Origin of the sequence: Streptomyces sp. NBC_01384 (assembly GCF_045040035.1) — a bacterium.
GTDB lineage: Bacteria > Actinomycetota > Actinomycetes > Streptomycetales > Streptomycetaceae > Streptomyces.
In genome coordinates this window covers 5,859,634-5,884,023 of record NZ_CP109559.1, presented here as the reverse complement: position 1 = coordinate 5,884,023, position 24,390 = coordinate 5,859,634, and the positions used below count along the sequence as shown (strand labels likewise).

The 24,390-nt window shown below is 69.3% G+C and carries 20 protein-coding genes; 7 read left to right on the top strand and 13 right to left on the bottom strand.

Annotation, left to right across the window (positions count from 1 at the left end):
* Window positions 1–96: 96 nt before the first annotated feature.
* On the top strand, window positions 97–1,875 hold the full coding sequence (locus OG747_RS27160) for an LCP family protein (protein ID WP_405882016.1): 1,779 nt from the start codon (window positions 97–99) through the stop codon (window positions 1,873–1,875).
* Window positions 1,876–1,942: 67 nt separating this feature from the next.
* Here OG747_RS27160 and OG747_RS27155 read toward each other — a convergent pair whose 3' ends face one another.
* A complete protein-coding gene (locus OG747_RS27155; RefSeq protein WP_405882015.1) occupies window positions 1,943–2,983 on the bottom strand; it encodes a glycosyltransferase family 2 protein in 1,041 nt (346 codons plus the stop codon).
* 265 nt (window positions 2,984–3,248) lie between these two features.
* Between OG747_RS27155 and OG747_RS27150 the strand changes: the two genes are divergently transcribed.
* Complete coding sequence (locus OG747_RS27150) at window positions 3,249–4,655, top strand: LCP family protein (RefSeq protein WP_405882014.1); 1,407 nt, start codon at window positions 3,249–3,251, stop codon at window positions 4,653–4,655.
* Window positions 4,656–4,721: 66 nt separating this feature from the next.
* Here OG747_RS27150 and OG747_RS27145 read toward each other — a convergent pair whose 3' ends face one another.
* The gene (locus OG747_RS27145; protein ID WP_405882013.1) at window positions 4,722–5,270 is read right to left on the bottom strand and encodes an acyl-CoA thioesterase; all 549 of its coding nucleotides are present in this window, start codon (window positions 5,268–5,270) and stop codon (window positions 4,722–4,724) included.
* A gap of 118 nt (window positions 5,271–5,388) precedes the next feature.
* Between OG747_RS27145 and OG747_RS27140 the strand changes: the two genes are divergently transcribed.
* Both OG747_RS27140 and OG747_RS27135 read left to right on the top strand, forming a co-directional pair.
* The gene (locus OG747_RS27140; protein WP_405882012.1) at window positions 5,389–6,684 is read left to right on the top strand and encodes an LCP family protein; all 1,296 of its coding nucleotides are present in this window, start codon (window positions 5,389–5,391) and stop codon (window positions 6,682–6,684) included.
* Window positions 6,685–6,758: 74 nt separating this feature from the next.
* The gene (locus OG747_RS27135) at window positions 6,759–7,385 is read left to right on the top strand and encodes an HAD family hydrolase (protein ID WP_405882011.1); all 627 of its coding nucleotides are present in this window, start codon (window positions 6,759–6,761) and stop codon (window positions 7,383–7,385) included.
* Between the two features lie 402 nt (window positions 7,386–7,787).
* Here OG747_RS27135 and OG747_RS27130 read toward each other — a convergent pair whose 3' ends face one another.
* The 5 genes from OG747_RS27130 to OG747_RS27110 all read right to left on the bottom strand — a co-directional run bounded on the left by OG747_RS27130 (window position 7,788) and on the right by OG747_RS27110 (window position 13,437).
* Window positions 7,788–8,369, bottom strand: coding sequence for a TetR/AcrR family transcriptional regulator (locus tag OG747_RS27130; protein ID WP_405882010.1), 582 nt, complete (start codon window positions 8,367–8,369; stop codon window positions 7,788–7,790).
* 445 nt (window positions 8,370–8,814) lie between these two features.
* The gene (locus OG747_RS27125) at window positions 8,815–9,282 is read right to left on the bottom strand and encodes a VOC family protein (RefSeq protein WP_405882009.1); all 468 of its coding nucleotides are present in this window, start codon (window positions 9,280–9,282) and stop codon (window positions 8,815–8,817) included.
* 215 nt (window positions 9,283–9,497) lie between these two features.
* Window positions 9,498–10,448, bottom strand: a complete 951-nt coding sequence (locus OG747_RS27120; RefSeq protein WP_405882008.1) for an NmrA/HSCARG family protein — start codon at window positions 10,446–10,448, stop codon at window positions 9,498–9,500.
* 428 nt (window positions 10,449–10,876) lie between these two features.
* Window positions 10,877–11,665 carry an SDR family NAD(P)-dependent oxidoreductase gene (locus tag OG747_RS27115; protein WP_405882007.1) on the bottom strand — a complete coding sequence of 263 codons (789 nt, stop codon included), beginning with the start codon at window positions 11,663–11,665 and terminating at the stop codon, window positions 10,877–10,879.
* 614 nt (window positions 11,666–12,279) lie between these two features.
* Entirely contained in the window at window positions 12,280–13,437 is a 1,158-nt protein-coding gene (locus OG747_RS27110; protein WP_405882006.1) for an acyl-CoA dehydrogenase, read from the bottom strand.
* Between the two features lie 175 nt (window positions 13,438–13,612).
* Here OG747_RS27110 and OG747_RS27105 point away from each other — a divergent pair, with 175 nt between their 5' ends.
* Window positions 13,613–14,956, top strand: coding sequence for a UDP-glucose dehydrogenase family protein (locus OG747_RS27105; RefSeq protein ID WP_405882005.1), 1,344 nt, complete (start codon window positions 13,613–13,615; stop codon window positions 14,954–14,956).
* Between the two features lie 226 nt (window positions 14,957–15,182).
* Here OG747_RS27105 and OG747_RS27100 read toward each other — a convergent pair whose 3' ends face one another.
* The 4 genes from OG747_RS27100 to OG747_RS27085 all read right to left on the bottom strand — a co-directional run bounded on the left by OG747_RS27100 (window position 15,183) and on the right by OG747_RS27085 (window position 19,346).
* Window positions 15,183–16,325: a dipeptidase gene (locus OG747_RS27100; RefSeq protein WP_405882004.1), complete on the bottom strand. Its 1,143-nt coding sequence runs from the start codon at window positions 16,323–16,325 to the stop codon at window positions 15,183–15,185.
* Between the two features lie 134 nt (window positions 16,326–16,459).
* Window positions 16,460–17,656 (bottom strand): dipeptidase, encoded by a 1,197-nt coding sequence (locus OG747_RS27095; RefSeq protein WP_405882003.1) that lies wholly within the window; start codon window positions 17,654–17,656, stop codon window positions 16,460–16,462.
* 5 nt (window positions 17,657–17,661) lie between these two features.
* On the bottom strand, window positions 17,662–18,198 hold the full coding sequence (purE, locus tag OG747_RS27090; protein ID WP_405882002.1) for a 5-(carboxyamino)imidazole ribonucleotide mutase: 537 nt from the start codon (window positions 18,196–18,198) through the stop codon (window positions 17,662–17,664).
* Window positions 18,195–19,346: a 5-(carboxyamino)imidazole ribonucleotide synthase gene (locus tag OG747_RS27085; protein ID WP_405882001.1), complete on the bottom strand. Its 1,152-nt coding sequence runs from the start codon at window positions 19,344–19,346 to the stop codon at window positions 18,195–18,197. The genes purE and OG747_RS27085 overlap by 4 nt, the downstream gene beginning before the upstream one ends.
* 195 nt (window positions 19,347–19,541) lie before the next feature.
* Between OG747_RS27085 and OG747_RS27080 the strand changes: the two genes are divergently transcribed.
* Window positions 19,542–20,126, top strand: coding sequence for a GtrA family protein (locus tag OG747_RS27080; protein ID WP_405882000.1), 585 nt, complete (start codon window positions 19,542–19,544; stop codon window positions 20,124–20,126).
* A 51-nt stretch (window positions 20,127–20,177) separates the two neighbouring features.
* Here the strand turns inward: OG747_RS27080 and OG747_RS27075 are convergent, their stop codons facing one another.
* Together OG747_RS27075 and OG747_RS27070 are read right to left on the bottom strand one after the other, a co-directional pair.
* Window positions 20,178–21,461, bottom strand: a complete 1,284-nt coding sequence (locus tag OG747_RS27075) for an ATP-binding protein (protein ID WP_405881999.1) — start codon at window positions 21,459–21,461, stop codon at window positions 20,178–20,180.
* Between the two features lie 169 nt (window positions 21,462–21,630).
* Complete coding sequence (locus OG747_RS27070; RefSeq protein ID WP_018566970.1) at window positions 21,631–22,308, bottom strand: response regulator transcription factor; 678 nt, start codon at window positions 22,306–22,308, stop codon at window positions 21,631–21,633.
* Window positions 22,309–22,799: 491 nt separating this feature from the next.
* On the opposite strand from OG747_RS27070, the gene OG747_RS27065 reads away from it, so the two are divergent.
* Window positions 22,800–24,296, top strand: a complete 1,497-nt coding sequence (locus tag OG747_RS27065) for an oligopeptide:H+ symporter (protein ID WP_405881998.1) — start codon at window positions 22,800–22,802, stop codon at window positions 24,294–24,296.
* Window positions 24,297–24,390: the final 94 nt, after the last annotated feature.

Here is a 24,390-nt window from a genome sequence, read left to right as displayed (position 1 = left end):
GGACCGGACGCAAGGGGTGTCCGGTCCAGACGCGCGCGTCCAACAGGGCGCGGGAGAGACCCGTTTGTCAGGCGCAGGGTGGGGAGGGGCAGGGAGATGGCGCGAAGCAGTGTGCGTGGGGAGGGGGCTCGACCACGTGAGCGGCAGGCCGGTGATCTGGGCTGGGACGACAGCCTGTACGACGAGAACGGCAATCCCACGGACAAGGGTGACCGGGGTGCCGAGGGCAAGCAGGGCGGCAAGGGCGAAGAGAGCGACAGACCCACGGACGGGGGCGGCGACGACGACGCGTCGGCCGAACCGCGTGGGCAGGGCGGGCACGGCAGTGGCGGCGGGCGTCGGCCTGGAGACGGGGACGGCGGGAGCCCACGGCGCAGACGCCGCGTACTGCGCTGGTCGGCGTCCGTTCTGGCGGTCCTGATACTTGGCACCGCCGGTGCCGGTTATCTCTACTACCAGCACCTGAACGACAACATCAAGAAGGACGACCTGAACCTCGGCGACGAGAAGGACCGGGCGGCCAAGAGCAAGGCGAACGCGGCTGGGCAGACCCCGCTGAACATCCTTCTGATCGGCTCGGACGCCCGGGACACCAAGGAGAACCAGTCGCTCGGCGGCGCCAAGGACGACTTCAACGCCCCCCCGCTCGCGGACGTCCAGATGCTGCTGCACCTCTCCGCCGACCGCAGCAACATGTCGGTGATCAGCATGCCGCGCGACACCCTGCTGACGATCCCCAAGTGCACGGACCCGAAAACCGGTCACAAGTACCCGGAGTCCACCCGCCCGGAGATGACCAATGAGTCCCTGGGGCGCGGTGGTCCGGGCTGCACGGTGGCCACCTGGGAGAAGCTCACCAAAATCCACATCGACCACTTCATGAAGATCGACTTCTCGGGTGTGGTGTCGATGGCGGACGCGATCGGCGGTGTCCCGGTCTGCGTGGATGCCAACGTCTACTCCAAGGACAGCCAGGGCCACGGCTCCGGGCTGAAGCTGAAGAAGGGCACCACCTCCGTCAAGGGCACACAGGCCCTGGCGTGGCTGCGGACGCGGTACGGCTTCGAGGACAACACCGACATCGCCCGGACCAAGGCGCAGCACCAGTACATGAACTCGATGGTCCGCCAGCTGCGCGAGAACGCCACGATCAGCAACCCCGGCAAGCTGCGCAGCCTCGCGGAGACGGCCACCACGGCGCTGACCGTCGACAAGGGCCTGGGCAGCGTGCTGAAGCTCTACGACCTCAGCAACGAGCTGAAGAAGGTCGAGCCGAAGCGCATCACGATGACCACGATGCCCTGGCGGTGGGCCGTGTCGGACAGTAGCCGCGTGGAACCGAGGCCGGTCGAGGCCGAGCAGTTGTTCCGTCTCGTGCGCGAGGACATCGCGCTCGACGGCAAGGACAAGAAGAAGAAGACGACGACGACCGCGGTGAAGGCCTCCACGGACCCGGCCGCCGCGGACGACCAGATCGGTGTGACGGTACAGAACGGCACCGGCACAGCCACGCTGGGCGCGGTCCGCCTGCGCGCGCGTACGGTGGCGCAGTTGCTCGCCGGAAAGGGCTTCACCAGGGCCACGGCGGACACCTCGACGGCGACCGCCGAGGAGACGACGGTGATCCGCTACCCGAGCGCCGATCTGCAGGGCGACGCCCAGGCGGTCGCCAAGGCGCTGGGGATCCCGCTGAGCGCGGTGACGAAGTCGACGGACGTCTCGGGCGTCACGCTCGTGGTCGGCGCCGACTGGCGCGACGGTACGACGTACAAGGCCAAGGCGCAGGACGACACGACGCCGGAGTCGGCGGACGCGCTCAACGGCGCCAAGACCGACGCCTGCATGCACGTGAACAAGGACTACACCTGGTCGTAGACCGGTCGGTAAAAGAAATTGGGCCCCTCTCGACATCGAGAGGGGCCCAACTGCTGTATGGCGAGGCTCAGTTGGCGGGCTCGGTGGTGCTGAGCACCGCCGGGCGGCGGGACGCGATGACCTTCTTCGCGAGCGCCTTCGGGCTGGTGAGGAAGCCGAAGCCCCACGACATGTGCATCGTCGCGAGGGCGACGGGGATCTGCAGGCGGGCCTTCAGCCCCAGCCCCTTGCCCGCGGGCAGCGAGCCCGCGGCTATCGCCGCGAGATAGCCGCCGGGGATCAGGAAGCCCCAGGGCGTCAGCACCGCGCCCACCACGACGCCCGCCGTGATCGCGCACACGGCGGTCGGCGGGGCGAGGTAGCGCAGGTTGATGGAGCCCTCGTGGTAGCGGGCGACGACATGGCGCCAACGCCCGTAGTCCTTGTACTGCTTGGCGAGGGCCCTGACGGACGGGCGGGGCCGGTACGACACCTTCAGCTCGGGCGAGAACCAGATGAGGCCGCCCGCCTCGCGGATGCGGAAGTTCAGCTCCCAGTCCTGGGCGCGGATGAACTCCTCGTTGTAGCCGCCCTGCCGCTCCAGGGCCTCGCGCCGGAACACACCGAGGTACACGGTCTCGGCGGGGCCGGCCTCGCCTCCCGTGTGGAAGGCGGCGTTCCCGACCCCGATCTTCGAGGTCATCGCGGCGGCGACCGCGTGCTCCCAGTCGTTCTCGCCCTCGGCGTGCATGATGCCGCCGACGTTCTGCGCGCCGGTCTCCTCCAGGAGGCGCACGGCGGTCGCGATGTAGTTCGGCGAGAGCATGCCGTGCCCGTCGACGCGGACGACGACGGGGTGCCGGGACGCCTTGATCGCCGCGTTCAGCGCTGCCGGGGTGCGGCCGGTCGGGTTCGGGACGGTGTGGACGCGCGGGTCATCGCGTACGAGCTCGGCGGCGATCTCGTCCGTACGGTCCGAGGACGGACCGATGGCGATCACCACCTCCATCTCGCCGTCGTACTCCTGCGCCAGGATCGCTTGGACGGCCCCGCGCAGATGCCGCTCCTCGTTGAGGACGGGCATGATCACAGAAACGGCGGGGGGCCGCACGTCAGACTTCTCGCTCATCGGACGTCACGTTACCGCGAATGGGGGACACGGGCGCGCGCCGCCCGGCCTAAGGCCCGGGCAGCAGATCCTATGGGCCTACGGTGCTCACCGATCCCCACGTTCACCCCCAGCGGAGGTGTCCCCCTTGCCCACGCCGCCCCGCTCCCCCGCCCGCCCCCGGACCCACCCGCAGCCGCCCCGCCCGCAGCCGCCCCGCTCCCGGCGGCCTCCGGAGCGGTCCACCGTACGGCCACCCGTGCAGAGGAAAAAACCACGCTGGGCCATGCGGGTGGTCACCACGATCTCGGTGGTGGTCCTCGCCTCGGCGGGCATCGGGCACGCGGTGGTCACCAGCCTGGACGAGAACATCGCCCGGGTCGACCCGTTCAAGGACATGAAGAACCGCCCCGCGGCCGGCCACGGCATGAACGTACTACTGGTCGGGACCGACGGCCGCGACAAGATCACGGAGGAGGAACGGCGGAAGTACCGCCTGGGCGGGGCCCCCTGCCACTGCACCGACACGATCATGATCGTGCACATCGCGGCGGACAAGGAGCGGGCCAGCATCGTGAGCCTGCCGCGCGACTCGTACGCCGAGACACCCGCGCACACCGACCAGACCACCGGCACAGAGCACGGCCCGCACCCGATCAAGCTCAACGCGGCGTACGCGGAGGGGGGTCCGCAGCTGACCGTGCGCACCGTCGAGAGCCTGACCCACGTCAAAATCGACCACTACTTGGAGGTCGATTTCACCAGCTTCATGCAGACGGTGGACGTCCTCGGCGGCGTGAGCATCTGCACCAAGCAGCCCCTGAAGGACTCGTACACCGGACTCGACCTGACCGCCGGCACGCACACGCTGAACGGCGGACAGGCGCTCCAGTACGTACGTTCCCGCCATGTCGACGGCGCCTCGGACATCGGCCGGATGCAGCGCCAGCAGCGGTTCCTGGCGGCGCTGATCGAGCGGGCCACGTCGTCCGGGGTACTGCTGAACCCGATGAAGTTCCGTGACGTCACCCGGGCCGTGCTCGGCTCGGTCCGCGCGGACCAGGGGTTCGGCACGGACGAACTGCTGGACCTCGGCCGGGCGATGCGGAACTTCTCCCCTTCCTCCTCCGAGTTCACCACCGTGCCGATCGGGCAGATGTCCTACGTCGTCAAGGGGCTCGGCTCGACCCTGAAGTGGGACGAACCGAAGGCCGCCGCGCTCTTCCAGTCCCTGCGCGACGACAAGCCACTGGCCCCGCCGCACAAGGCGGCACACAAGGCGGCACACGAGGCGGCACACAAGGCGGCGGCGCAGCCCGAGACCGTGCACGTCGACGTGGCCCCGGGGCAGATCCAGGTCCAGGTCCAGAACGGGTCGCCCACAGAGGGCCTTGGCAAGCGCGTGGACGGCGCGCTCGCCGCCACCGGCTTCCACACGACGGGGCAGCCCGTCAACGCCCAGGACCGCACCCTCAAGCACACCGTCATCACCTACGACCCCCGCTGGGACCGCTCGGCGAAGTCCCTCGCGGCCGCGCTCCCCGGCAGCGAACTACGCGCCGTACGCGGGCAGGGCCCCCTGCTGAAGGTGCTCGCGGGGGCGGACTTCAAGGAGGTCACGCGGGTACGGGTGGAGGATCCGTATCAGGGAGATGCGGGGGTGGTAACGGGGGATCAGGTGCTGTGTCCTTAAGGAGGCCGCTCTTGGGCGGCAGCCCCGGGGCGCCGAGGCCGGGGCGGCGGGGCCGGAGTCGGTGCCTCAGTCCTCCAGTCCCTCCGCCGCGCGCTTCTCGCGCAGCTCCATGATGGCCCGTCGCCTCGCCAGCCGGTGCGTGCGCCGGATCTGGGCCTCCTGGTAGCGCCGCTCGTCCCGCTCGGTCTCCGGAAGCACCGGCGGCACCCGCCGCGGCCTGCCATCGGCGTCGACCGCGGCGAAGACGAGATAGGCCGAGCCGACCTGCTGGGCCGGCGCCGACTCGTTCCACCGCTCGGCGAGGACGCGGACACCGACCTCCATGGACGTCCGCCCCGTCCAGTTCACCTGGGCCTTCACATGCACGAGGTCGCCCACACGCACGGGCTCCAGGAACACCATCTCGTCCATGGAGGCGGTGACGGCGGGTCCGCCGGAGTGCCGCCCGGCCACCGCGCCTGCCGCGTCGTCGACCAGCTTCATGATCACGCCGCCGTGCACCGTGCCCAGAAGGTTGGTGTCGTTGTGGGTCATGATGTGGCTGAGGGTGGTCCGGGACGCGGAGGTCGGCTTGCCCGGTATATCGGATTCCGGGGTGGGCGCCTGGTCTGTCATGCGCTCCACCCTATGCGCAGGCGCGCAGGGGTTTTTTGCATCAGCTCTGCAACAGGCGTGACCCAGATCTCCTGACTCTCTTGTAAGACACACCGTGCGGCCCGGCACACTGGTCCGCATGAACGATTGGCCCGAGGGGTGGTCCGACGACAACCGCGGCAGCGGCGGCAACCGTTACGGACGCGGCAGCGCAGGCGCTCAGCCTGAGGGCGCCCGCGTCATGCGGCAGGTACAGCGCGGCCCGGCGGCGCCCGGTCCGCGCCCGGCCGCGCCGCCGTACGGCGGCGTGCCCCAGCAGCCGACATACGGCGACGGCCAGGGGTACGGCGACCAGTACGACTCCGGTTACAACACCGGCCAGGTCTACGGGTCCCCGGGCGGCCCCGGCGGTCCGCAGGGCCCCGGCGGCCCGAACACGCGCGGCCCGCGCCCCGCGCCGAACTGGCGGCGGCGGATCAAGTGGACCGCGATCACGCTGGTCACGCTGCTGGTCGTGGTCTCCGTCAGCACGTACTTCTGGGCGGACTCCAAGCTCCACCGCGACGTGGATCTCTCGACGGTCATCGACCGGCCCGATTCGGGCAAGGGCACGAACTATCTGATCGTCGGTTCCGACAGCCGCGCCGGCTTGTCCGCCGCGGAGAAGAAGAAGCTGCACACCGGGTCCGCCGAGGGCAAGCGCACGGACTCGATGATGATCCTGCACGTCGGGGACAACGGAGACACGCTGGTCTCCCTCCCCCGCGACTCGAACGTGACGATCCCCACGTACAAGGGCTCCGCGTCCGGCAAGACCTTCCAGGGCACGGGCCGCCAGGTGAAGCTGAACGCGGCGTACGCGGAGGACGGACCGACGCTGCTGGTCCGCACCATCGAGTCCAACACCGGCCTGCACATCGACCACTACGTGGAGATCGGTTTCGCCGGCTTCGCGGACATCGTCGACGCGGTCGGCGGTGTGGAGATGACCCTCGACCAGGGCTTCAAGGACAAGTACTCCGGCGCCGACTTCAAGGCGGGCAAGCAGACCCTCAACGGCGAGCAGGCCCTCGCCTTCGTCCGTACGCGCCACGCCTTCGCGGCCTCCGACCTCCAGCGCACCAAGAACCAGCAGAAGTTCCTGTCCGCCCTGGCCCACCAGGTCGCGACCCCCGGGACCGTCCTGAACCCGTTCAAGCTGTACCCGACCATGGGCTCGGGCCTCGACAGCCTCACCGTCGACAAGGACATGAGCCTGTGGAACCTCGCGAGCATGTTCTGGGCGATGAAGGGCGTCACCGGCGGCGACGGCAAGTCCATGAACATGCCGATCTCCGGTTCCATAGGCGGCAACCTCGTCTGGGACAAGGCCAAGGTCAAGACGCTGGTGACCGAGCTGAACAACGACGAGAAGGTGACGGTGTCGGGCAACTGACGACTACCGCCCTCACCGTCACCATGACTGAATCTCCCGTACCGGATGCATCGGATGTGTCGGATGCATCGGATGTGTCGGATGCATCGGATGTGTCGGGTCGCCCCTTCGACGCGGTGCTCTGTGACGTCGACAACGTGATCCGCGTCTACGACCCGACCCCTCTGTCCGCGCTGGAGCGCGCCGCCGGACTCGCCGAGGGCACCACCATGAAGGTGGCCTTCGCGCCGGACACGGTGCTGCCGCTGGTGCTCGGCCGCATCACGCCGGACGAGTGGGCGTGGTCGGCCGCGCGGGGCCTGAGCGGGCTCGTGCCCGAGGTGACGGCCCTGGAACTGACCACGGCACTCGCGCACTCCCCCTTCCACGCCGACGACACGGTCGTGGCGCTCCTGCGGCGGGCCTGTACCCGGGTGCCGCTGATCCTCGTCACCAACGCGTCGGTCCAATTGGAAGAGGATCTCGAGGTGCTCGGCCTGGCGGACCTCGCCGACCACGTGGTCAGCAGCGCGCGGGTGGGCCTCGCCAAGCCGGACCGGCGGATCTACGACCTCGCCGTCGACCTGGCCGGCGTACCGGCCGAGCGGTGCCTGTTCGTGGACGACACCCTGGAGAACGTGCGGGCGGCCACCGCGCTGGGCATGCGGACGGCTCACTACCGCGTACCGGAGGACCTGCGGCGCGCGTTGAACGGTCCCTGACCGGCGAGGGCCTGCCCGGTCGGCGGCGGGTCAGTCGCGGAGGGTACTCCGGCCGCGGCGGCGCGGGCCGTCGAACTTCGCCCGGTCTACCGGGGCTTCGGGGCGGGCTCGGCGGCGCGACCGCACGGACCGCTCCCCTCCTCATGGCGACTGTCCCCTCCCCGCGCGCGTCCCGGAGTCAGTGGCGGCACGAACCTGATCACTGGTGAGGTAGGCATCTGTATGTTCCATCGCCCGGATCGTGCTCGGCTGTCCGGCGAGGAATCCGGTACGGACGAAATCGTCTCCCGCCACCACGTGCAGCATCCAGTTCGTGGCGACGCGGATCCTCGCCGAAACACCGCGGTCCAACAGCTCTACCGGTGCCCGAGTGAGGGGACCACGCACCGCGTCGGCAGCTCCTCAGCTGCCGACGGCCCCAGAAACCTCGTCGGCGAGGCCAATCAGGCTCATCACGGCGCGTCTGATGTCGTCCCAGTTGTATTCGTCCAGGGAGATGCCCGAGGCGCGCGAGTGCTTCGTGACGCCGACGAACGCTCCGAACACCATGGAGAGCAGGACCTGTGGGTCGCCCGGACGAACCGCACCGGTCGCCTGCGCTGCCCGGAGGATCTCCACCAGCTCGGAGTTGAGCCGATGGACAACCTCCAGTGCTTGTGGGCGCAAGTAGTAGCTGTGGATCTGGTGCTCGAGAAATGAGAATGCCTGAGGGTAGGCGGTGGCGAACGCGACCTGGTTGCACCAGATCATGTTGATGGCGGTCACGGGATCGGCCCTGCGCACTTCGTCCGTGATCACGGCGTTGGCGAATGCTGCCTTCGCTTCGGTGAAGACTGCTTCTCCCAGGGCCTGTTTGTTCGGGAAGTAGCGGTAGATCGTGCCGACGGCGACGCTGGCTCGGGTCGCGATCTCCGGGACGTTGGTGCCGTCCCAGGTGCGCTCGTCGAACAGTTCCAGCGCAGCGTCCAGCACTTTGCGGCGCATCGGAGTCTCGTCACTCGTCGCAGATGGGGGCATTGGCACCATTGAAACTTCGTTGAGGTGGGCCGATCTTGTCAAGCTCTGACGTGAATGAAGATTCATTCAGTGGAACCGTCGGCCGTTGAGCGCGGCCGCGTGCTGAGCGTCACTGCCGCCCGCCCGCGTGAAAGAGGTCGCCACACCGGCGGTGGTCTTCCGCGATCGGTCAGGAGCGCCCACGCTACTGACGGATGCCGGCACCATCTCCGACAGCGTCAAGTTGCCTAAGAAGCTGAGGAGTTGTGCGGTCTGTTGATCGCCGGACGTCAGCGCGAGCGGCCCGCTCGGCGCCCGTGGGATCGTCCGTCATCCTGCGCGGTCGCCCGGCTGCCGACGGCCGGATCGTATGGGGCCACCAGTACCCACGTCGTCCGGCAGGAAGCCGAGTACGGCGCGGGCTGCAATACGGTCATACCGGTGGAGCGATAAACAGGCCGCGGTCGACGTCGTTTTGCATTTCCTTCAAAATCGGCTCGGTCAGCGGGTTGGCTGTTCCCCACTGGTCAGTCACTTCCTCGTCCAGGACCGAGTAGTGGTGCGGGTGCCAGGCGTCTTCGTCCAGTTCCTCCATCTCCGTGGTGTATTCGACGCTGTTGCCGTGCGGGTCGAAGAAGTAGGAGAAGGCGTTGTCGCCCGCCAGATGGCGGCCAGGGCCCCACGCCAGGCGTGCCCCGGTACGGAGCAGCCGTCCGGTCCCGCGCAGGAACTCGTCGAGTCCGCGCAACTCGAAGGAGACGTGGTGGATCGAGGCGTGCGGCCCGGCGGCGATGCCCAGACTGTGGTGCTGCGGGCTGATCCGCATGAAGTTCAGGAACATGCAGAAGCTCAGCGGGTCCCCTGCTGGGACCCAGCCATGACGTCCAGATTCACCGCTCATGCGGTAACGGCACAAGTCGATCCCGACAACGACGTGATGCATGCCGGTGTCGCCGACAGTTCCTTCGCTGCGAAACCGCCGTCCCCGAGAGGCCGCGAAGGAAGCCGACGACCACGAGGCGGTTCCGACAAGGGCCCGGGTCAACGGCCCGGGCCCCGTGTGGTGCCGCTCTCAGACGGTGTAGCCGCCGTCGTCGATGTTCATCGTCGCGCCGGTCAGCCCACCTGGATCTTCGAGGCGTTCTCGGCCAGCCAGGTGTCGAAGTCCTTGAGCTCCGGGTTGATCTCCCGCAGCCGGTTCAGGTCACGGGCGCCCGTGAACTCCTGGTCGAAGTCACCGTAGTACTGGAACATGTTGGCGATTTCTTCGGCCGCCGGGATGTCGAGGGTGCGGAAGACGTCGTAGGGCACCGACTGGAAACGCACCGGCTCGCCGAGCGCGGCCCCCAGCTTCTCCGCGTACTGCGCACCGGTCAGATGGTCACCCGCCAGGCTGACGGTGCTGCCGATGAACGGCTCGCCGCCCTTCAGGATGGCGTAAGCCGTCCGGCCGATGTCCGCCACGTCCACCCCGGCGAGGAGCTTGCCGTCCTCCAGCGGCAGGGTGAGTGTCAGCACGCCGTCCTCGGCGCGCTTGGGGGCCAGGGCCTGCAGGAAGCCCTGGAAGAAGAAGGTGGTGTTCAGGAAGGTGGTCGGCACTCCGGCCTGCCTGAACAACTCGTTGGCCTCACCCTTGGCGTCGAAATGCGGCACGTTGTACTTGTCCTGCAGGACGGGCATCCGGTCGTCGTCCAGCGGCAGCAGCTCGCGGGTGTCTTCCAGCGTCGACCACACCACGTGCCGCAGACCCGCGGCCTTGGCGGCCCGAACGAGGACCTCGATCTCCGCCGTCTCCTTGGCCGCCGAGCCATGTGCCCAGAAGTTGGTGACGAGGAATGCGCCGTAGGCACCCTCGAACGCCTTGTGCACGCTCGGCTCGTCGTGGAAGTCCGCCCGTACGACCTCCGCCCCGAGATCGGCGAGTTCCTTTGCGGCGGACGAGTCGGGAGTCCGCGTGAGCGCGCGCACCGTGAAGCCGGAGGCCGGATCGGCGAGGATCGCCCGGGCGGCGCCGCCGCCCTGTGCACCCGCTGCTCCGGCGACCGCGATGACCTTCTTGCCGTTCATGCCAGCTACCCCTGTCCGAGGAGGGTGATTACCTTGACGTGTCAACTAAAGCACGCCGCTGGTTGATGGCTCAACTTCTATGGGATGTATTGAGTCATGATCATTTCGGCTCTCACTCGTGCATCTCACCCTGTTCGACCTTGGCCATCAAGGAGGGGCCGCACCGGCGATCCGATGCCGGGACGGAGCCGGCGTTGGCGTTCGTCCGCCGGCAAGACCACTGGGCACCGGCAAGCAGGTCCGGGCCGGGGTGCCGCCGGGCGGCACCGGCCGACCACAAGCCCGGCTGAATCTGGGTCCAGTTGGGCCACTCCGGCCGGGTCCGGGGAAACCGGGGCCTCGAAGACCGACAGCAGCGAGGCCCCGCCAGCGGGCGGCACTGCCGCCGGGCGGGCGTGGCACACAGGTCACGCGCCCGGAAGCGCGCATCAGCCCTGCTTGGGCCGCAGCAGCCTCTCTCCCAGCCGGGCCATCACGGAGCGCGGCAGGACACGAGGCACCTTGGTGGTGATCTTCCAGGGGAGGCCGACGACGACGTACGGCCGGTTCCGCTCGACGGCGCGCAGCGCGGCCCGCGCCACGCCCACCGGCGGACGCTTCGGCCCGAAGCGCGCCTCGTCCTCGTTGCCCAACACGTCGAAGTACTCGGTGTCGGTGGCGGAGGGGCAGCAGGCGGTGACGCGTATCCCCCTGCCGCGGTTCTCGGCCCACAACGCCTCGCTGAACGACTGCACGAAGGCCTTGCTGGCGGCGTAGACGGCCTGGTACGGCATGGGCTGGAAGGATCCGGCCGACGACACGTTGACGATCGCGCCGTGGCCGCGGGCCACCATGCCAGGCAGGTAGGCGTGGGTCAGGTCCACCACGGCGGACACGTTCACCGCCACCTGCGCGTGGTCCCGCGCCGGGTCCACCTCCTCGTAGCGGCCGTACGTGCCGAACCCGGCGTTGTTGACGAGGATGTCCACTGTCCTTCCCATGGCGTCGGTCGCCCGGCGGACCTCGGCCGCGGCGGTGGGCAGCGAAAGGTCCACGGCGACGACGTCGACGGAAACGCCGTGCTCGCTGCGCAGTTTCTCGGCGAGTTCCGCCAGCCGGCTCTGGCGGCGGGCGACGAGCACGAGGTCGCAGCGGCGGGCGGCGAGTTCCCGGGCGAAAGCGGCACCGATTCCTGAGGAGGCTCCGGTGACCAGCGCGGTGCGGCCGGCGTAGTGCATGACTGCTCCATGGGCGATGGACGTGCCACAGAACGCGCACGTCGTGCGAACGAACCTTCATTCATAGCGAACTGGCGTCAACCCGGCGTCCGGAGGAGGGGTACGGGGCGTCGGTCGACGACGATCGCCGCGACTAGAATGAACTTTCATTCATCGCTGCGGCGTACGTCAACCCGGCGCCCGGAGAAGGAAGCGCTGTGCTGTCCGCTCAAGAGACGAGTCTGCTTGCCCACCTCTCCGGCTTGTCGGCGATGACGGCCTCGGTGGTGACGAACAGCGCGGCGATGGAGACGGCGTTTCTGCAGGGCGGAACGGGTCACCTTCGCCCAGCGCAGGTCCGCTCGGGCTGGACAACGTCTCGTTCCGGGCGTTACTCCCGGGTCGCCGAAGGGGCCGGAGCAGCATGCTCCGACCCCTCGGGCGTGGGGCTTACGCCTCCTCGTCGACCCGGCTCATCAGCTTGCGCAGCTGCTTGCCGGTGGTCTCCAGCAGATTCCGGACCGGCATCAGCCCATGTCGGGGCAGACAGAAGCACCTCAGGCGCGCGCCGCAGGATCTACCGTGCTCCCGGCGCGCACCCAAGATGCGCTGGATCGCTGACCTGCAAAAACCTACTAGGGAAGGTTCCTCGCCATCACGATCCGCTGAACCTGGTTCGTTCCTTCGTATATTTGTGTGATTTTCGCGTCGCGCATCATCCGCTCCACCGGATAGTCCCGCGTGTAGCCATAGCCGCCGAGGAGCTGCACCGCATCGACGGTGACCTCCATCGCCACGTCCGAGGCGAAGCACTTGGCCGCCGCGCCCTGGAAGGTGAGGTCGCGGTCGCCGCGTTCGGACTTGGCGGCAGCCGCGTACGTCAGCTGGCGGGCGGCCTCGACCTTCATGGCCATGTCGGCGAGCATGAACTGGACGCCCTGGAAGTCGGCGATCGGCTTGCCGAACTGCTTGCGCTCCTGGACGTAGCCCTTGGCGTAGTCGAGGGCGCCCTGCGCGATGCCGAGGGCCTGCGCGGCGATCGTGATGCGGGTGTGGTCCAGGGTCTTCATGGCCGTGGCGAAGCCGGTGCCCTCTTCGCCGATCATGCGGTCGGCCGGAATCCGGACGTTGTCGAGGTAGACCTCGCGCGTCGGGCTGCCCTTGATGCCGAGCTTCTTCTCGGGGGCGCCGAAGGAGACGCCCTCGTCCGACTTCTCGACGACGAAGGCCGAGATGCCCTTCGAGCGCTTGGTGGGGTCGGTGACCGCCATCACCGTGTAGTACTCGGACTCGCCCGCGTTGGTGATCCAGCGCTTCACGCCGTTGAGGACGTAGTCGTCGCCGTCGCGGACGGCCTTCGTCTTCATGCCCGCCGCGTCGGAGCCCGCGTCCGGCTCGGAGAGGCAGTACGAGAACATCACGTCGCCCTTGGCGAGAGGCGCCAGGTACCTCTGCTTCAGGGCCTCGGAGCCGGAGAGGATCACCGGGAGCGAGCCCAGCTTGTTCACCGCGGGGATGAGGGAGGAGCTGGCGCAGACGCGGGCCACCTCCTCGATCACGATCACCGTGGCGAGCGCGTCGGCGCCCGCGCCGCCGTACGTCTCGGGAACGTGCACGGCGTGCAGGTCGGAGGAGACCAGGGCGTCCAGGGCCTCCTGCGGGAAACGGGCTTCCTCGTCCACCACGGCCGCGTACGGCGCGATCTTCGCCTCGGCCAGCGAGCGGATCGCGTCACGGAGCATGTCGTGCTCCTCGGACGGGCGGTACAGGTCGAAATCAGCCGATCCGGCCAAGGTCTCTCACGCTCCAAGGACGCTAATTACCGTTAAGTAACCCAAATTTTAGGGGTCGGCCCACGAGAGGGATACGTGAGCTTCGCGACAGGGGGGAACCTGCCCGATGAGGGGCCCGAACATGCCCCGACTATGCTCGGGCAGCGCACTGAAGCCATTCATCCCAGGAGCACCCATGGCCCTCAAGATCACCGTGATCGGCACCGGCTATCTCGGCGCCACCCACGCCGCGGCCATGGCCGAGCTCGGGTTCGAGGTGCTGGGGCTGGATGTCGTCCCCGAGAAGATCGAGATGCTGCAGCGGGGCGAGGTCCCGATGTACGAGCCGGGGCTGGAAGACCTGCTGCGCAAGCATGTGGCGGGCATCGAGGGGTCCACGGGCCGGCTGCGCTTCACCATGGACTGGGCCGAGGTCGGGGAGTTCGGCGACGTCCACTTCGTCTGTGTGAACACGCCGCAGAAGCACGGCGAGTACGCCTGCGACATGTCGTACGTCGACGCGGCCTTCGAGACGCTCGCCCCGCATCTGAAGGGGCCCGCCCTCGTGGTCGGCAAGTCCACCGTGCCCGTCGGCTCCGCGGAGCGGCTGGCGCGCACGCTCGCCGAGCTCTCCCCCGCCGGTGAGGACGCCGAGCTCGCCTGGAACCCGGAGTTCCTGCGTGAGGGCTTCGCCGTGCAGGACACGATGCACCCCGACCGGGTCGTGGCCGGCGTGCGCAGCGAGCGGGCCGAGAAGATACTGCGTGAGGTGTACGCGACGCCCGTCGCCGAGGGCTCGCCCTTCGTCGTCACCGATTTCCCGACCGCCGAGCTGGTGAAGACCTCCGCGAACTCCTTCCTCGCGACCAAGATCTCCTTCATCAACGCCATGGCCGAGGTCTGCGAGGCCGCCGGCGGCGATGTCGCGCTGCTGGCCGAGGCCATCGGGCACGACGAGCGGATCGGAAGGAAGTTCCTGCGGGCGGGGATCGGGTTCGGCGGCGGATGCCTGCCCAAGGACATCCGCGCCTTCATGGCACGGGCCGGTGAGCTCGGCGCCGACCAGGCGCTGACCTTCCTGCGCGAGATCGACTCCATCAACATGCGGCGGCGCGGCCAGATGGTGGAGATGGCCCGGGAGGCGCTGGGCGGCGGGTCCTTCCTCGGCAAGCGGGTCGCGGTGCTCGGCGCGACCTTCAAGCCCGACTCGGACGACGTCCGGGACTCGCCCGCGCTGAACGTCGCCGGGCAGATCCACCTCCAGGGCGGCCAGGTCACCGTCTACGATCCGAAGGGCATGGCGAACGCCAAGCGGCTCTTCCCGACGCTCGGGTACGCCGACTCCGCGGTCGAGGCCGTGCGCGGCGCCGACGTCGTCCTGCACCTCACGGAGTGGCGGGAGTTCCGCGAGCTCGACCCGGCCGCCCTCGGCGAGGTCGCCACTTCCCGCGTCCTGCTCGACGGCCGCAATGCCCTCGACCCGGAGCTGTGGCGCCGGGCGGGCTGGACGTACCGGGCGATGGGACGCCCCACCGCGTAAGCGCTCCGCTGGAGGAACGGTTCGCGAACTGCGGGCCGTCCGTGGCTGGTCGCGCAGTTCCCCGCGCCCTCTGAAGGGCGCTGATCCCGCTCAGCACGCCGTGGGTGACGCCGATCCGGCCGAGGCTCAGTCGGCCGGATCGGCGTCTGTTGCATTCTGCACCACTTCGCTGTGCGCCCGAGGGGCGTCCGCCCGACTGCCCTTGTCCCTGCTGCCCCGGCGGTGTTCAGCCGTCCAGTTCCGCGATCTTGGCCGCGGACGGCTCGCGGCGCTGCTGGGCCGCGCGGGCCGTGAAGTCCGCGCTGCGCAGGGCGCGTTGGACGTTGCCCCAGGTGAGCAGGGCGAGGTCGGTCTCGGACCAGCCGCGGGAGAGGAGTTCCGCGATGAGGTGCGGGTAGCAGGAGGCGTCGGCGAGGTCCTGGGGGTGGGCGGCTCCGGAGTCGTACGTTCCCGAGATGCCGACGCACTCCGGGCCCGCGATCGCGCGGACGTGGTCGAGGTGGTCGGCGACGTCCCGGACGGTCGGGCCCGTCTGCTCGGCGGTGAGCGGGACGAGGCAGACCCCCTTGGCGGCGCCGAGTTCGGCGAGGACGTCGTCGGGGAGGTTCGCCGGGTGGGGGCGCAGGGCGCGGGCCGCGGAGCGGGTGAAGACGACCGGGGCCTTGGAAGCCGCCATGGCGCGGGCGATCGTGGCGTCCGAGGTCCCGGAGAGGTCGGCGAGGACACCGACGCGGTTCATCTCGCGCACCACCTCCTCGCCGAACCGGGTCAGGCCCGCCCCGCTCGCCCAGGAGGCGCCCGAGAGGGTGAGCACGCGCAGGCCGAGCGAGTGCAGGGCGCGCAGAATGCCGAGCGAGTCGCCGAGCGCGCCGGCTCCGGCCGGGCCGGCCACGACGGCGACGCGGCCGCGGTGCCGGGCGTCGTTGACGTCGGAGGCGGTATACGCCATGCACAGGCTCTCGGGGTGGGCCCGGACCACCGTCCGGACCAGGTCCAGCTGCTCCAGGGTCGCACCGACGGCCCGGTCTCCGGCCGGCCCCTCGGGCAGGTGCAGCGACCAGAACAGCGCGCCCACATGCCCTTCCCGCATCCGTGGCACATCCGTGTCCACGGCGCTCTCGCCCAGCTCCAGGTCGTAGCGGGGCAGATGGCGCAGCGCCCAGGGCAGACCGCTGTAGCCGTCGGCGACGGGGTGCCTGGCGAGGAAGGTGTGGGCCCGCACCAGGGGGTCGGCAGCGGGGCCGGCGTCGGGGACGGCGTCGGGGACGTACGGCTCTGTGAAGGGGTCGGCGGCGAAGGGCTCCGCCGACCGGTCGTCGAGCCCGCCGGCCTCTGGGGTGGTGTGCAGTTCGTCCTGGAGGTCGGCCATGGCGGGCTCCGTACGTCGAGATCGGCGTCGTGATCGCTGTACCGTCACCGTCGCACGGAGCCAAGGACGCTTCCTGGTGGGCAGCGCGTTCGGGGGTACCGGGATGCGCGGCCCCGGTACCCGACCCGGAGGGGTCAGCCGTCCAGTTGCTCGATGGTCGCGTGGGACGGCCCCCGCGTCGCCCGGACGTCGCGGGCCACGTCCTCGGCCGCGCCCAGCACCCGTACCGCGTTCTGCCAGGTCACCTTGGCCAGGTCGGTCTTCGACCAGCCGCGGTCACGCAGTTCGGCGATGAGGTTCGGGTAGCCGGAGACGTCGTCCAGGCCGTCGGGCGTGAAGGCCGTGCCGTCGTAGTCGCCGCCGATGCCGAGGTGGTCGATGCCGGCGACCGCGCGCATGTGGTCGAGGTGGTCCGCCACCGTGGACACCGTGGCGACGGGGCGCGGGTGCGACTCCTCGAAGGCGCGGTGCACCTTCATGCCCTCGGAGGTGGTGTCGAGGTGGTGGAAGCCGTGCGCACGCATGTTCTCGTCGGCCTCGGCCGTCCAGTCGACCGCTGCCTGGAGGACGAATTTCGGTACGAACGTCACCATCGCCACTCCCCCGTTGGCGGGCAGCCGCTCCAGGACGTCGTCCGGGATGTTGCGCGGGTGGTCGCACACCGCGCGGGAGGAGGAGTGGGAGAAGATCACCGGGGCGGACGTCGTGTCCAGCGCGTCCCGCATGGTCGTCGCCGCGACGTGCGAGAGGTCGACCAGCATGCCCTCGCGGTTCATCTCCCGGACGACCTCGCGGCCGAAGGCCGACAGACCGCCGACGGCGGGCACGTCGGTCGCCGAGTCCGCCCACGCGATGTTGTCGTTGTGGGTGAGCGTCATGTAGCGCACGCCCAGCGCGTACAACCCCCGCAGCACGGCCAGGGAGTTGTCGATGGAGTGGCCGCCCTCCGCGCCCATCAGCGAGGCGATACGGCCCTGAGCCCGCGCCGCCTCCATGTCGGCGGCGGTCAGCGCAGCGCGCAGGTCGGAGGGGTGACGGTCGATCAACCGCTGTACGCAGTCGATCTGTTCGAGCGTCGCGGTGACCGCGCCCGGGAGGTCCGAGCGGACGTACACCGACCAGAACTGCGCGCCGACGCCGCCCGCGCGCAGCCGGGCCAGGTCGGTGTGCAGATGGGCGCTCTGGTCGGTGGCGATGTCGCGGGCGCCGAGGTCGTAGCGGACCTGTTCGCGCAGCGCCCAGGGGAGGTCGTTGTGGCCGTCGACGACGGGGAACTCCCGCAGCAGCTCCCGGGCTTCCGCAAGGGACTCCGCAAGGGACGAGGAGGTCATCCGCGTCACTTCCCGAAGCCGAAGCCGCCGGTCGCGCCCTCGACCTTGGCGCGCAGTCGCTTGCCCTTCTCGGTGGCCTGGTCGTTCAGCTCCTGCTGGAACTCGCGCATCCGGGCGAGGAGTTCCTCGTCGTGCGCGGCGAGGATACGGGCGGCCAGCAGGCCCGCGTTGCGCGCGCCGCCGACGGAGACGGTCGCGACCGGGACACCGGCCGGCATCTGCACGATCGACAGCAGCGAGTCCATGCCGTCGAGGTACTTCAGCGGGACCGGCACACCGATGACGGGCAGCGGGGTGACCGAGGCGAGCATGCCGGGCAGGTGGGCGGCGCCGCCCGCGCCCGCGATGATCGCCTTGAGCCCGCGCTCGGCGGCCTGCTCGCCGTACGCGATCATCTCGCGCGGCATGCGGTGTGCGGAGACGACATCGACCTCGTACGGGATCTCGAACTCGTCGAGGGCCTGGGCGGCCGCTTCCATGACGGGCCAGTCGGAGTCCGACCCCATGACGATTCCTACGGCGATGCCTTCGACGGGGCTCATTCGGTGATCGTGCCTCTCAGGTATCCGGCTGCGTGGCGGGCCCGCTCGAGGACGTCGTCCAGGTCGTCGCCGTAGGTGTTGACGTGGCCGACCTTGCGGCCGGGCTTCACGTCCTTGCCGTACATGTGGATCTTCAGCTGGGGGTCGCGGGCCATGCAGTGCAGGTACGCGGAGTACATGTCCGGATAGTCGCCGCCGAGAACGTTACACATGACCGTCCATGTGTCACGTGCGCGCGGATCACCCAGGGGGAGGTCGAGGACCGCGCGGACGTGGTTGGCGAACTGGGAGGTGATCGCGCCGTCCTGGGTCCAGTGGCCCGAGTTGTGCGGGCGCATGGCCAGTTCGTTGACGAGGATGCGGCCGTCCGCGGTTTCGAAGAGCTCCACGGCCAGGTGACCGACGACGCCGAGCTCCCCCGCGATGCGCAGGGCGAGCTCCTCGGCCTGGAGGGCCAGTTCGTCCGTTATGCCGGGCGCGGGGGCGATCACCGTGTCGCAGACGCCGTCGACCTGCTGGGACTCGACGACGGGGTAGGCGACCGCCTGGCCGTGCGGGGAGCGGACGACGTTCGCCGCGAGTTCCCGTACGAAGTCGACCTTCTCCTCGGCGAGGACGGGGACACCGGCGCGGAAGGGCTCGGCGGCCTCCTCGATCGACCGGACGAACCAGACGCCCTTGCCGTCGTAGCCGCCGCGAACGGTCTTGAGGATGACGGGGAAGCCGTCTCCCTCGCCGTCGCCCTCGGCCGCGAACCGGGCCACGTCGTCGACGTCGGTCACGATCCGGTGCCGTGGGCAGGGCACGCCGATCTCGTCGAGCTTCGCGCGCATCACGCCCTTGTCCTGGGCGTGCACGAGCGCGTCGGGGCCGGGGCGGACGGGGATGCCGTCCGCCTCCAGGGCACGCAGGTGCTCGGTGGGTACGTGTTCGTGATCGAAGGTGATCACATCACAGCCCCGCGCGAAGTCACGCAGCGTGTCGAGGTCGCGGTAGTCGCCGATGACGACATCGCTGACCACCTGCGCCGCGGAATCCTGAGGGGTGTCACTGAGGAGCTTGAATTTGATGCCGAGCGGGATGCCCGCCTCGTGTGTCATACGAGCGAGCTGACCCCCGCCGACCATGCCGACTACCGGGAACGTCACACTCCAAGAGTATCGGCCGCGCCATGGGGGCCGGTTTCCGCGCCCGCGGTTCTGGTTTTTCCTGTCTGTGACGCGCTCTTACCGGTCTCGTAATGCTGTCTGCAGGCGCGGCAGGGGCTCGCTGGTTAGCATGGCTGGGTTGAAATTTCCGACCGCCATACGACCGATATACGACCTACGGGAGCTCGCGACACCATGGGCAATGCTTCTTCGGGGCTTCATGCGCGGCCTCGCAGCGCGGTTCGCCGCCGATTCGACCACATCCTGCGGGAGGTCGCGAAGTTCGGGGCGGTCGGCGGAGCGGGGCTTCTCGTCAACCTCGTGACCTTCAACCTGGTGCGTCAGGCGACCGGGCTGCAGGTCGTGCGGGCCAGTGTCGTCGCCACGATCGTCGCCATCATCTTCAACTACATCGGGTTCCGCTACTTCACGTACCGTGACCGCGACCGCGGCGGCCGCACCAAGGAGATGGGCCTCTTCGTGCTGTTCAGCGCGGTGGGGCTGGTCATCGAGAACGGCGTGCTGTACGTGGCGACGTACACGTTCGGCTGGGACAGCCCGCTGCAGAGCAACGTCTTCAAGTTCCTCGGCATCGGCATCGCGACGCTGTTCCGATTCTGGTCGTACCGGACGTGGGTGTTCCGTACGCCGTCCGCATCCGGCGGGGAGGACGACGGGGACGACGAGGAGAGCGAGGTCGTGGCGAGCGCGGAGGCGTTCCTGGACGCGGAGCCTGAGCCCCAGCGTCCGCGGGCACGAGCCCGGTCGGGTTCCAGATGACCGATGCGGGTTCGGTCGGGTTCCGGGTGACCCACCCGGCTCGGTCGGTTTCTACCTGACCGTTCGCTCCTCTTCCTCTTCCTCCGCGAACGGCGGCCTCTTCATCGGCGTACGCGACAGGAACAGTCCGAACACCGGCGGCTGCGCCTGAAGCATCTCCAGCCGGCCCCCGTCCGCCTCCGCGAGGTCACGCGCCACCGCGAGGCCGATGCCCGTGGAGTTGCGCCCGCTGATCGTGCGCTCGAAAATGCGGGCGCCCAGGTCGGTGGGGACGCCAGGACCCTCGTCCGTGACCTCCACGACGGCCTGGTTGCCGGTGACACGGGTACGCAGGGCGACGGTGCCGCCCCCGTGCATGAGCGAGTTCTCGATGAGCGCGGCCAGCACCTGGGCGACCGCGCCCGGGGTGCCCACGGCCTGCAGATGCCGCTTGCCCGAGCTGACGATGGCGCGGCCCGCGCTGCGGTAGGCCGGGCGCCACTCCTCCAGCTGCTGCTTGATGACCTCGTCCAGGTCGAAGGAGACGGCGGAGCCGGTACGCGGGTCGCGGGCGTTGGTGAGCAGGCGCTCGACCACGTCCGTGAGGCGCTCGACCTGGGCCAGCGCGATCGTCGCCTCCTCCTTCACGGTGTCCGGTTCATCCGTGAGGGTGATTTCCTCCAGGCGCATGGAGAGGGCCGTCAGCGGCGTACGGAGCTGGTGGGAGGCGTCGGCGGCGAGGCGGCGCTCGGCGGTGAGCATCCGCGCGATCCGCTCCGCGCTGCGGTCCAGGACGTCCGCGACGCGGTCCAGCTCCGGAACGCCGTACCGCTTGTGGCGCGGGCGGGGGTCGCCGGAACCGAGGCGCTCCGCGGTCTCCGCGAGGTCGGTGAGCGGAGAGGCGAGGCGGTTGGCCTGGCGTACGGCCAGCAGGACGGCGGCGACGATCGCGAGCAGGGCGACCGCGGCGATGACCAGGAGGGTACGGCCGACCTCGCGGGTCACCGCCGAGCGGGGCTCCTGGACGGTGACCGTCTCGCCCTCCTCGCCCTTGGCCGTGGCGTGGATGACGTCACCGCTGGGCTGGAGGCCGGCCTCGACGGGGGCCTGGCCGGGGATGCGGATCACGGCGTACCGGTCTTCCGCGACCTGGTTCTTGAGGATCTCCCCGTTGATGTGTTCGTCGCCGAGGATGCGGCTGTCCACGATGCTGGCCAGGCGCAGGGCCTCAGAGTCCACGCGCTCCTGGGCGCTGTTGCTGATCGTGCGGGTCTCGACGATCACGAGGGAGACGCCGAAGACGGCGATCACGACGAGCACGACACTGAGCGTGGACTGGATGAGACGGCGACGCACGGGGCCCTCCGGGCGGGTGGCTATACGTGGACCAGTGTGCCTTGACGCTGCGCCGGCCGGGGCGGGGGCTCGTCGGTCGCGCCCACGCGGCGGAGCCGCACCATGTCACAGCCCCGCGCCCCTTACGGGGGCGCAGCCCCCAGGAACGGACCTCCCGCCCGGTAGGGCCTCAGCTCTTTTCGAAGCGGAAGCCGACGCCTCGTACCGTCGCGATGTACCGGGGATTCGCCGCGTCGTCGCCGAGCTTCTTGCGGAGCCAGGAGATGTGCATGTCGAGGGTCTTGGTGGACGACCACCACGTGGTGTCCCAGACCTCGCGCATGAGCTGGTCACGCGTGACGACCCGGCCGGCGTCCCGGACGAGGACCCGCAGCAGGTCGAACTCCTTCGCCGTGAGCTGGAGTTCCTCGTCGCCCATCCACGCCCGGTGCGACTCGACGTCGATGCGCACCCCGTGCGTGGCGGGCGGCTGCTGCGGCTCCGCGGCGCCGCGCCGCAGCAGGGCCCGGACACGGGCGAGCAGTTCGGCAAGACGGAAGGGCTTGGTGACGTAGTCGTCGGCGCCCGCGTCGAGACCGACGACGGTGTCCACCTCGTCGGCACGCGCGGTCAGGATGAGGATGGGGACGGTGTGGCCTTCGGCGCGGAGTCGGCGGGCCACTTCCAGGCCGTCCATACCGGGCAGGCCCAGGTCCAGGACGACCAGGTCGACGCCGCCCTGCATTCCGGCGTCGAGCGCGGTGGGTCCGTCCTCGCGCACTTCGACCTCGTAACCCTCCCGGCGCAGGGCACGGGCCAGCGGCTCCGAGATGGACGCGTCGTCCTCGGCGAGCAGTACACGGGTCATGGGGTGATGGTAGTCCGCCTCGGACAGCGCCTGTGGCGTGATCGCCAACCGGGATTCTTACCTGCGGCTGTGCGGATCCTTGCCTTCGGCTGTGGGATGCGATCTTGGATGGGGCCTTCGAATGCGTGTCCGTGGTTCCATTATTACCTGTGATCCATCTCTCAAGTCCTTCCATATGCCGCATTGGAATGTCGTATGGTGACCAGACGCCTGTAGCACCACACGGGGACCTTTGGCGAGGTATTGACGCTAAAGGTCTCTTTTGTGTGCGGGCTGGTGTTTGCCAGCCTTGAAAGGAATGACCTGTGGCCGGGCCCGAGCGCATCGACGCGTGACGGGCGTGGATCCCGGTGGTCGCCGTCCACCGCTTCGCAATCCGGAGCGGACTCCCCGTGGGCGTGGGGAAGGACGGTCGAACCCCGCCGGTGCCGGCCGCCCCCCACCGGGCGCGCGACGCTCAAGCAGCGCGTCCCGACCAGCAAGGAACGACCATGGCGTCCAGCCTGACGAAGGACTCGGTGACTCCGGGCACCCCCGGTTCCGAGAGGACCTTCTTCGGCCACCCCCGCGGACTGGCCACTCTCTTCATGACCGAGATGTGGGAGCGATTCTCCTACTACGGCATGAAGGCTCTGCTCCCGCTGTACCTGGTGGCACCGGGCGGCCTGCACCTGAGCGCGGCCACCGCGACCGCGATCTACTCGGTGTACCTGTCGCTGGTGTACCTGCTCGCCCTGCCGGGTGGCTGGTTCGCCGACCGTGTTCTCGGCCCCCGTAAGACGGTCGCCGTCGCGGGCGTCATCATCATGCTGGGCCACCTCACGCTGGCCCTGCCGTCGTCCGGCACGTTCTACGGCGGCCTCGGCCTCGTCGCGATCGGCTCCGGTCTGCTGAAGGCCAACATCTCCACGATGGTCGGTCACCTCTACGACGGCCCGGACGACCCGCGCCGTGACGGTGGCTTCACGCTCTTCTACATCGGCATCAACCTCGGCGCCTTCGCCGCGCCGCTGGTCATCGGCACCGTCGGCGAGAACGTGAACTGGCACCTGGGCTTCGCGCTCGCCGCGGTCGGCATGGCGCTGGGTCTGGCCCAGTACCTGCTCGGCGGCCGTCACCTGAACCCGCGCTCGCACCAGATCCCGACCCCGCTGTCGGCCGAGGAGAAGGCCGCGACGCTGCGCAAGTCCGCGCTGTGGGCCGCTGTCGCCGTCGTCTTCTACTGCATCGTCGGCTTCTCGGGCCACTACACCCTGAACTGGCTCCTGGTCCCGATCACGATCGCCGGTCTGATCATCCCCATCATGGTCATCGGCCGCATCAAGCGGGACAAGGACCTGGACCGCGCCGAGCAGTCGAAGATGTCCGCGTACATCTGGTTCTTCGTCGCCGCGGCCGTCTTCTGGATGATCTACGACCAGGGCGGCTCGACGATGTCGATCTTCGCCGACTCCTCCGCCGAGAACACGATCTTCGGCTGGCAGTTCCCGGTCTCCTGGTACCAGTCCGTCAACCCGGTCATGATCATGGCGCTCGCGCCGGTCTTCGCCTGGGCGTGGCTGGCGCTGAACAAGCGCGGCAAGGAGCCGAGCACGGCCACCAAGTTCGCCTCGGGTCTGATCCTGATCGGTGCGTCGTTCTTCCTGTTCCTGGCTCCGCTGACGATCGCCGAGGGCGGTCACAAGGCGGCCGCGATGTGGCTGGTCGCGATCTACTTCGTGCAGACCGTCGGTGAGCTGACGCTCTCCCCGGTCGGCCTCTCCGTCACCACGAAGATGGCTCCCGCGAAGTACGCCTCGCAGATGATGGGTGTCTGGTTCCTGGCCGTCACCGCCGGTGACGCCACGACGGGTCTGCTCTCCATCGCCAATGTCGACCTCAACAAGACGGGCATCGTCGCCCTGGAGGCCACCCTCGCCGTCATCGCCGGCATCGCGGTGTGGATGTACCGCAAGAAGGTCAAGGAACTGATGGGCGACGTGCACTGACGCACGCCCGAACCTGGCGTTCCACCGAAGGGGCCGCCGCACCAGTGGGTGCGGCGGCCCCTTCGCGTGTGACGCTGTCGGCGCATCCGCTGCG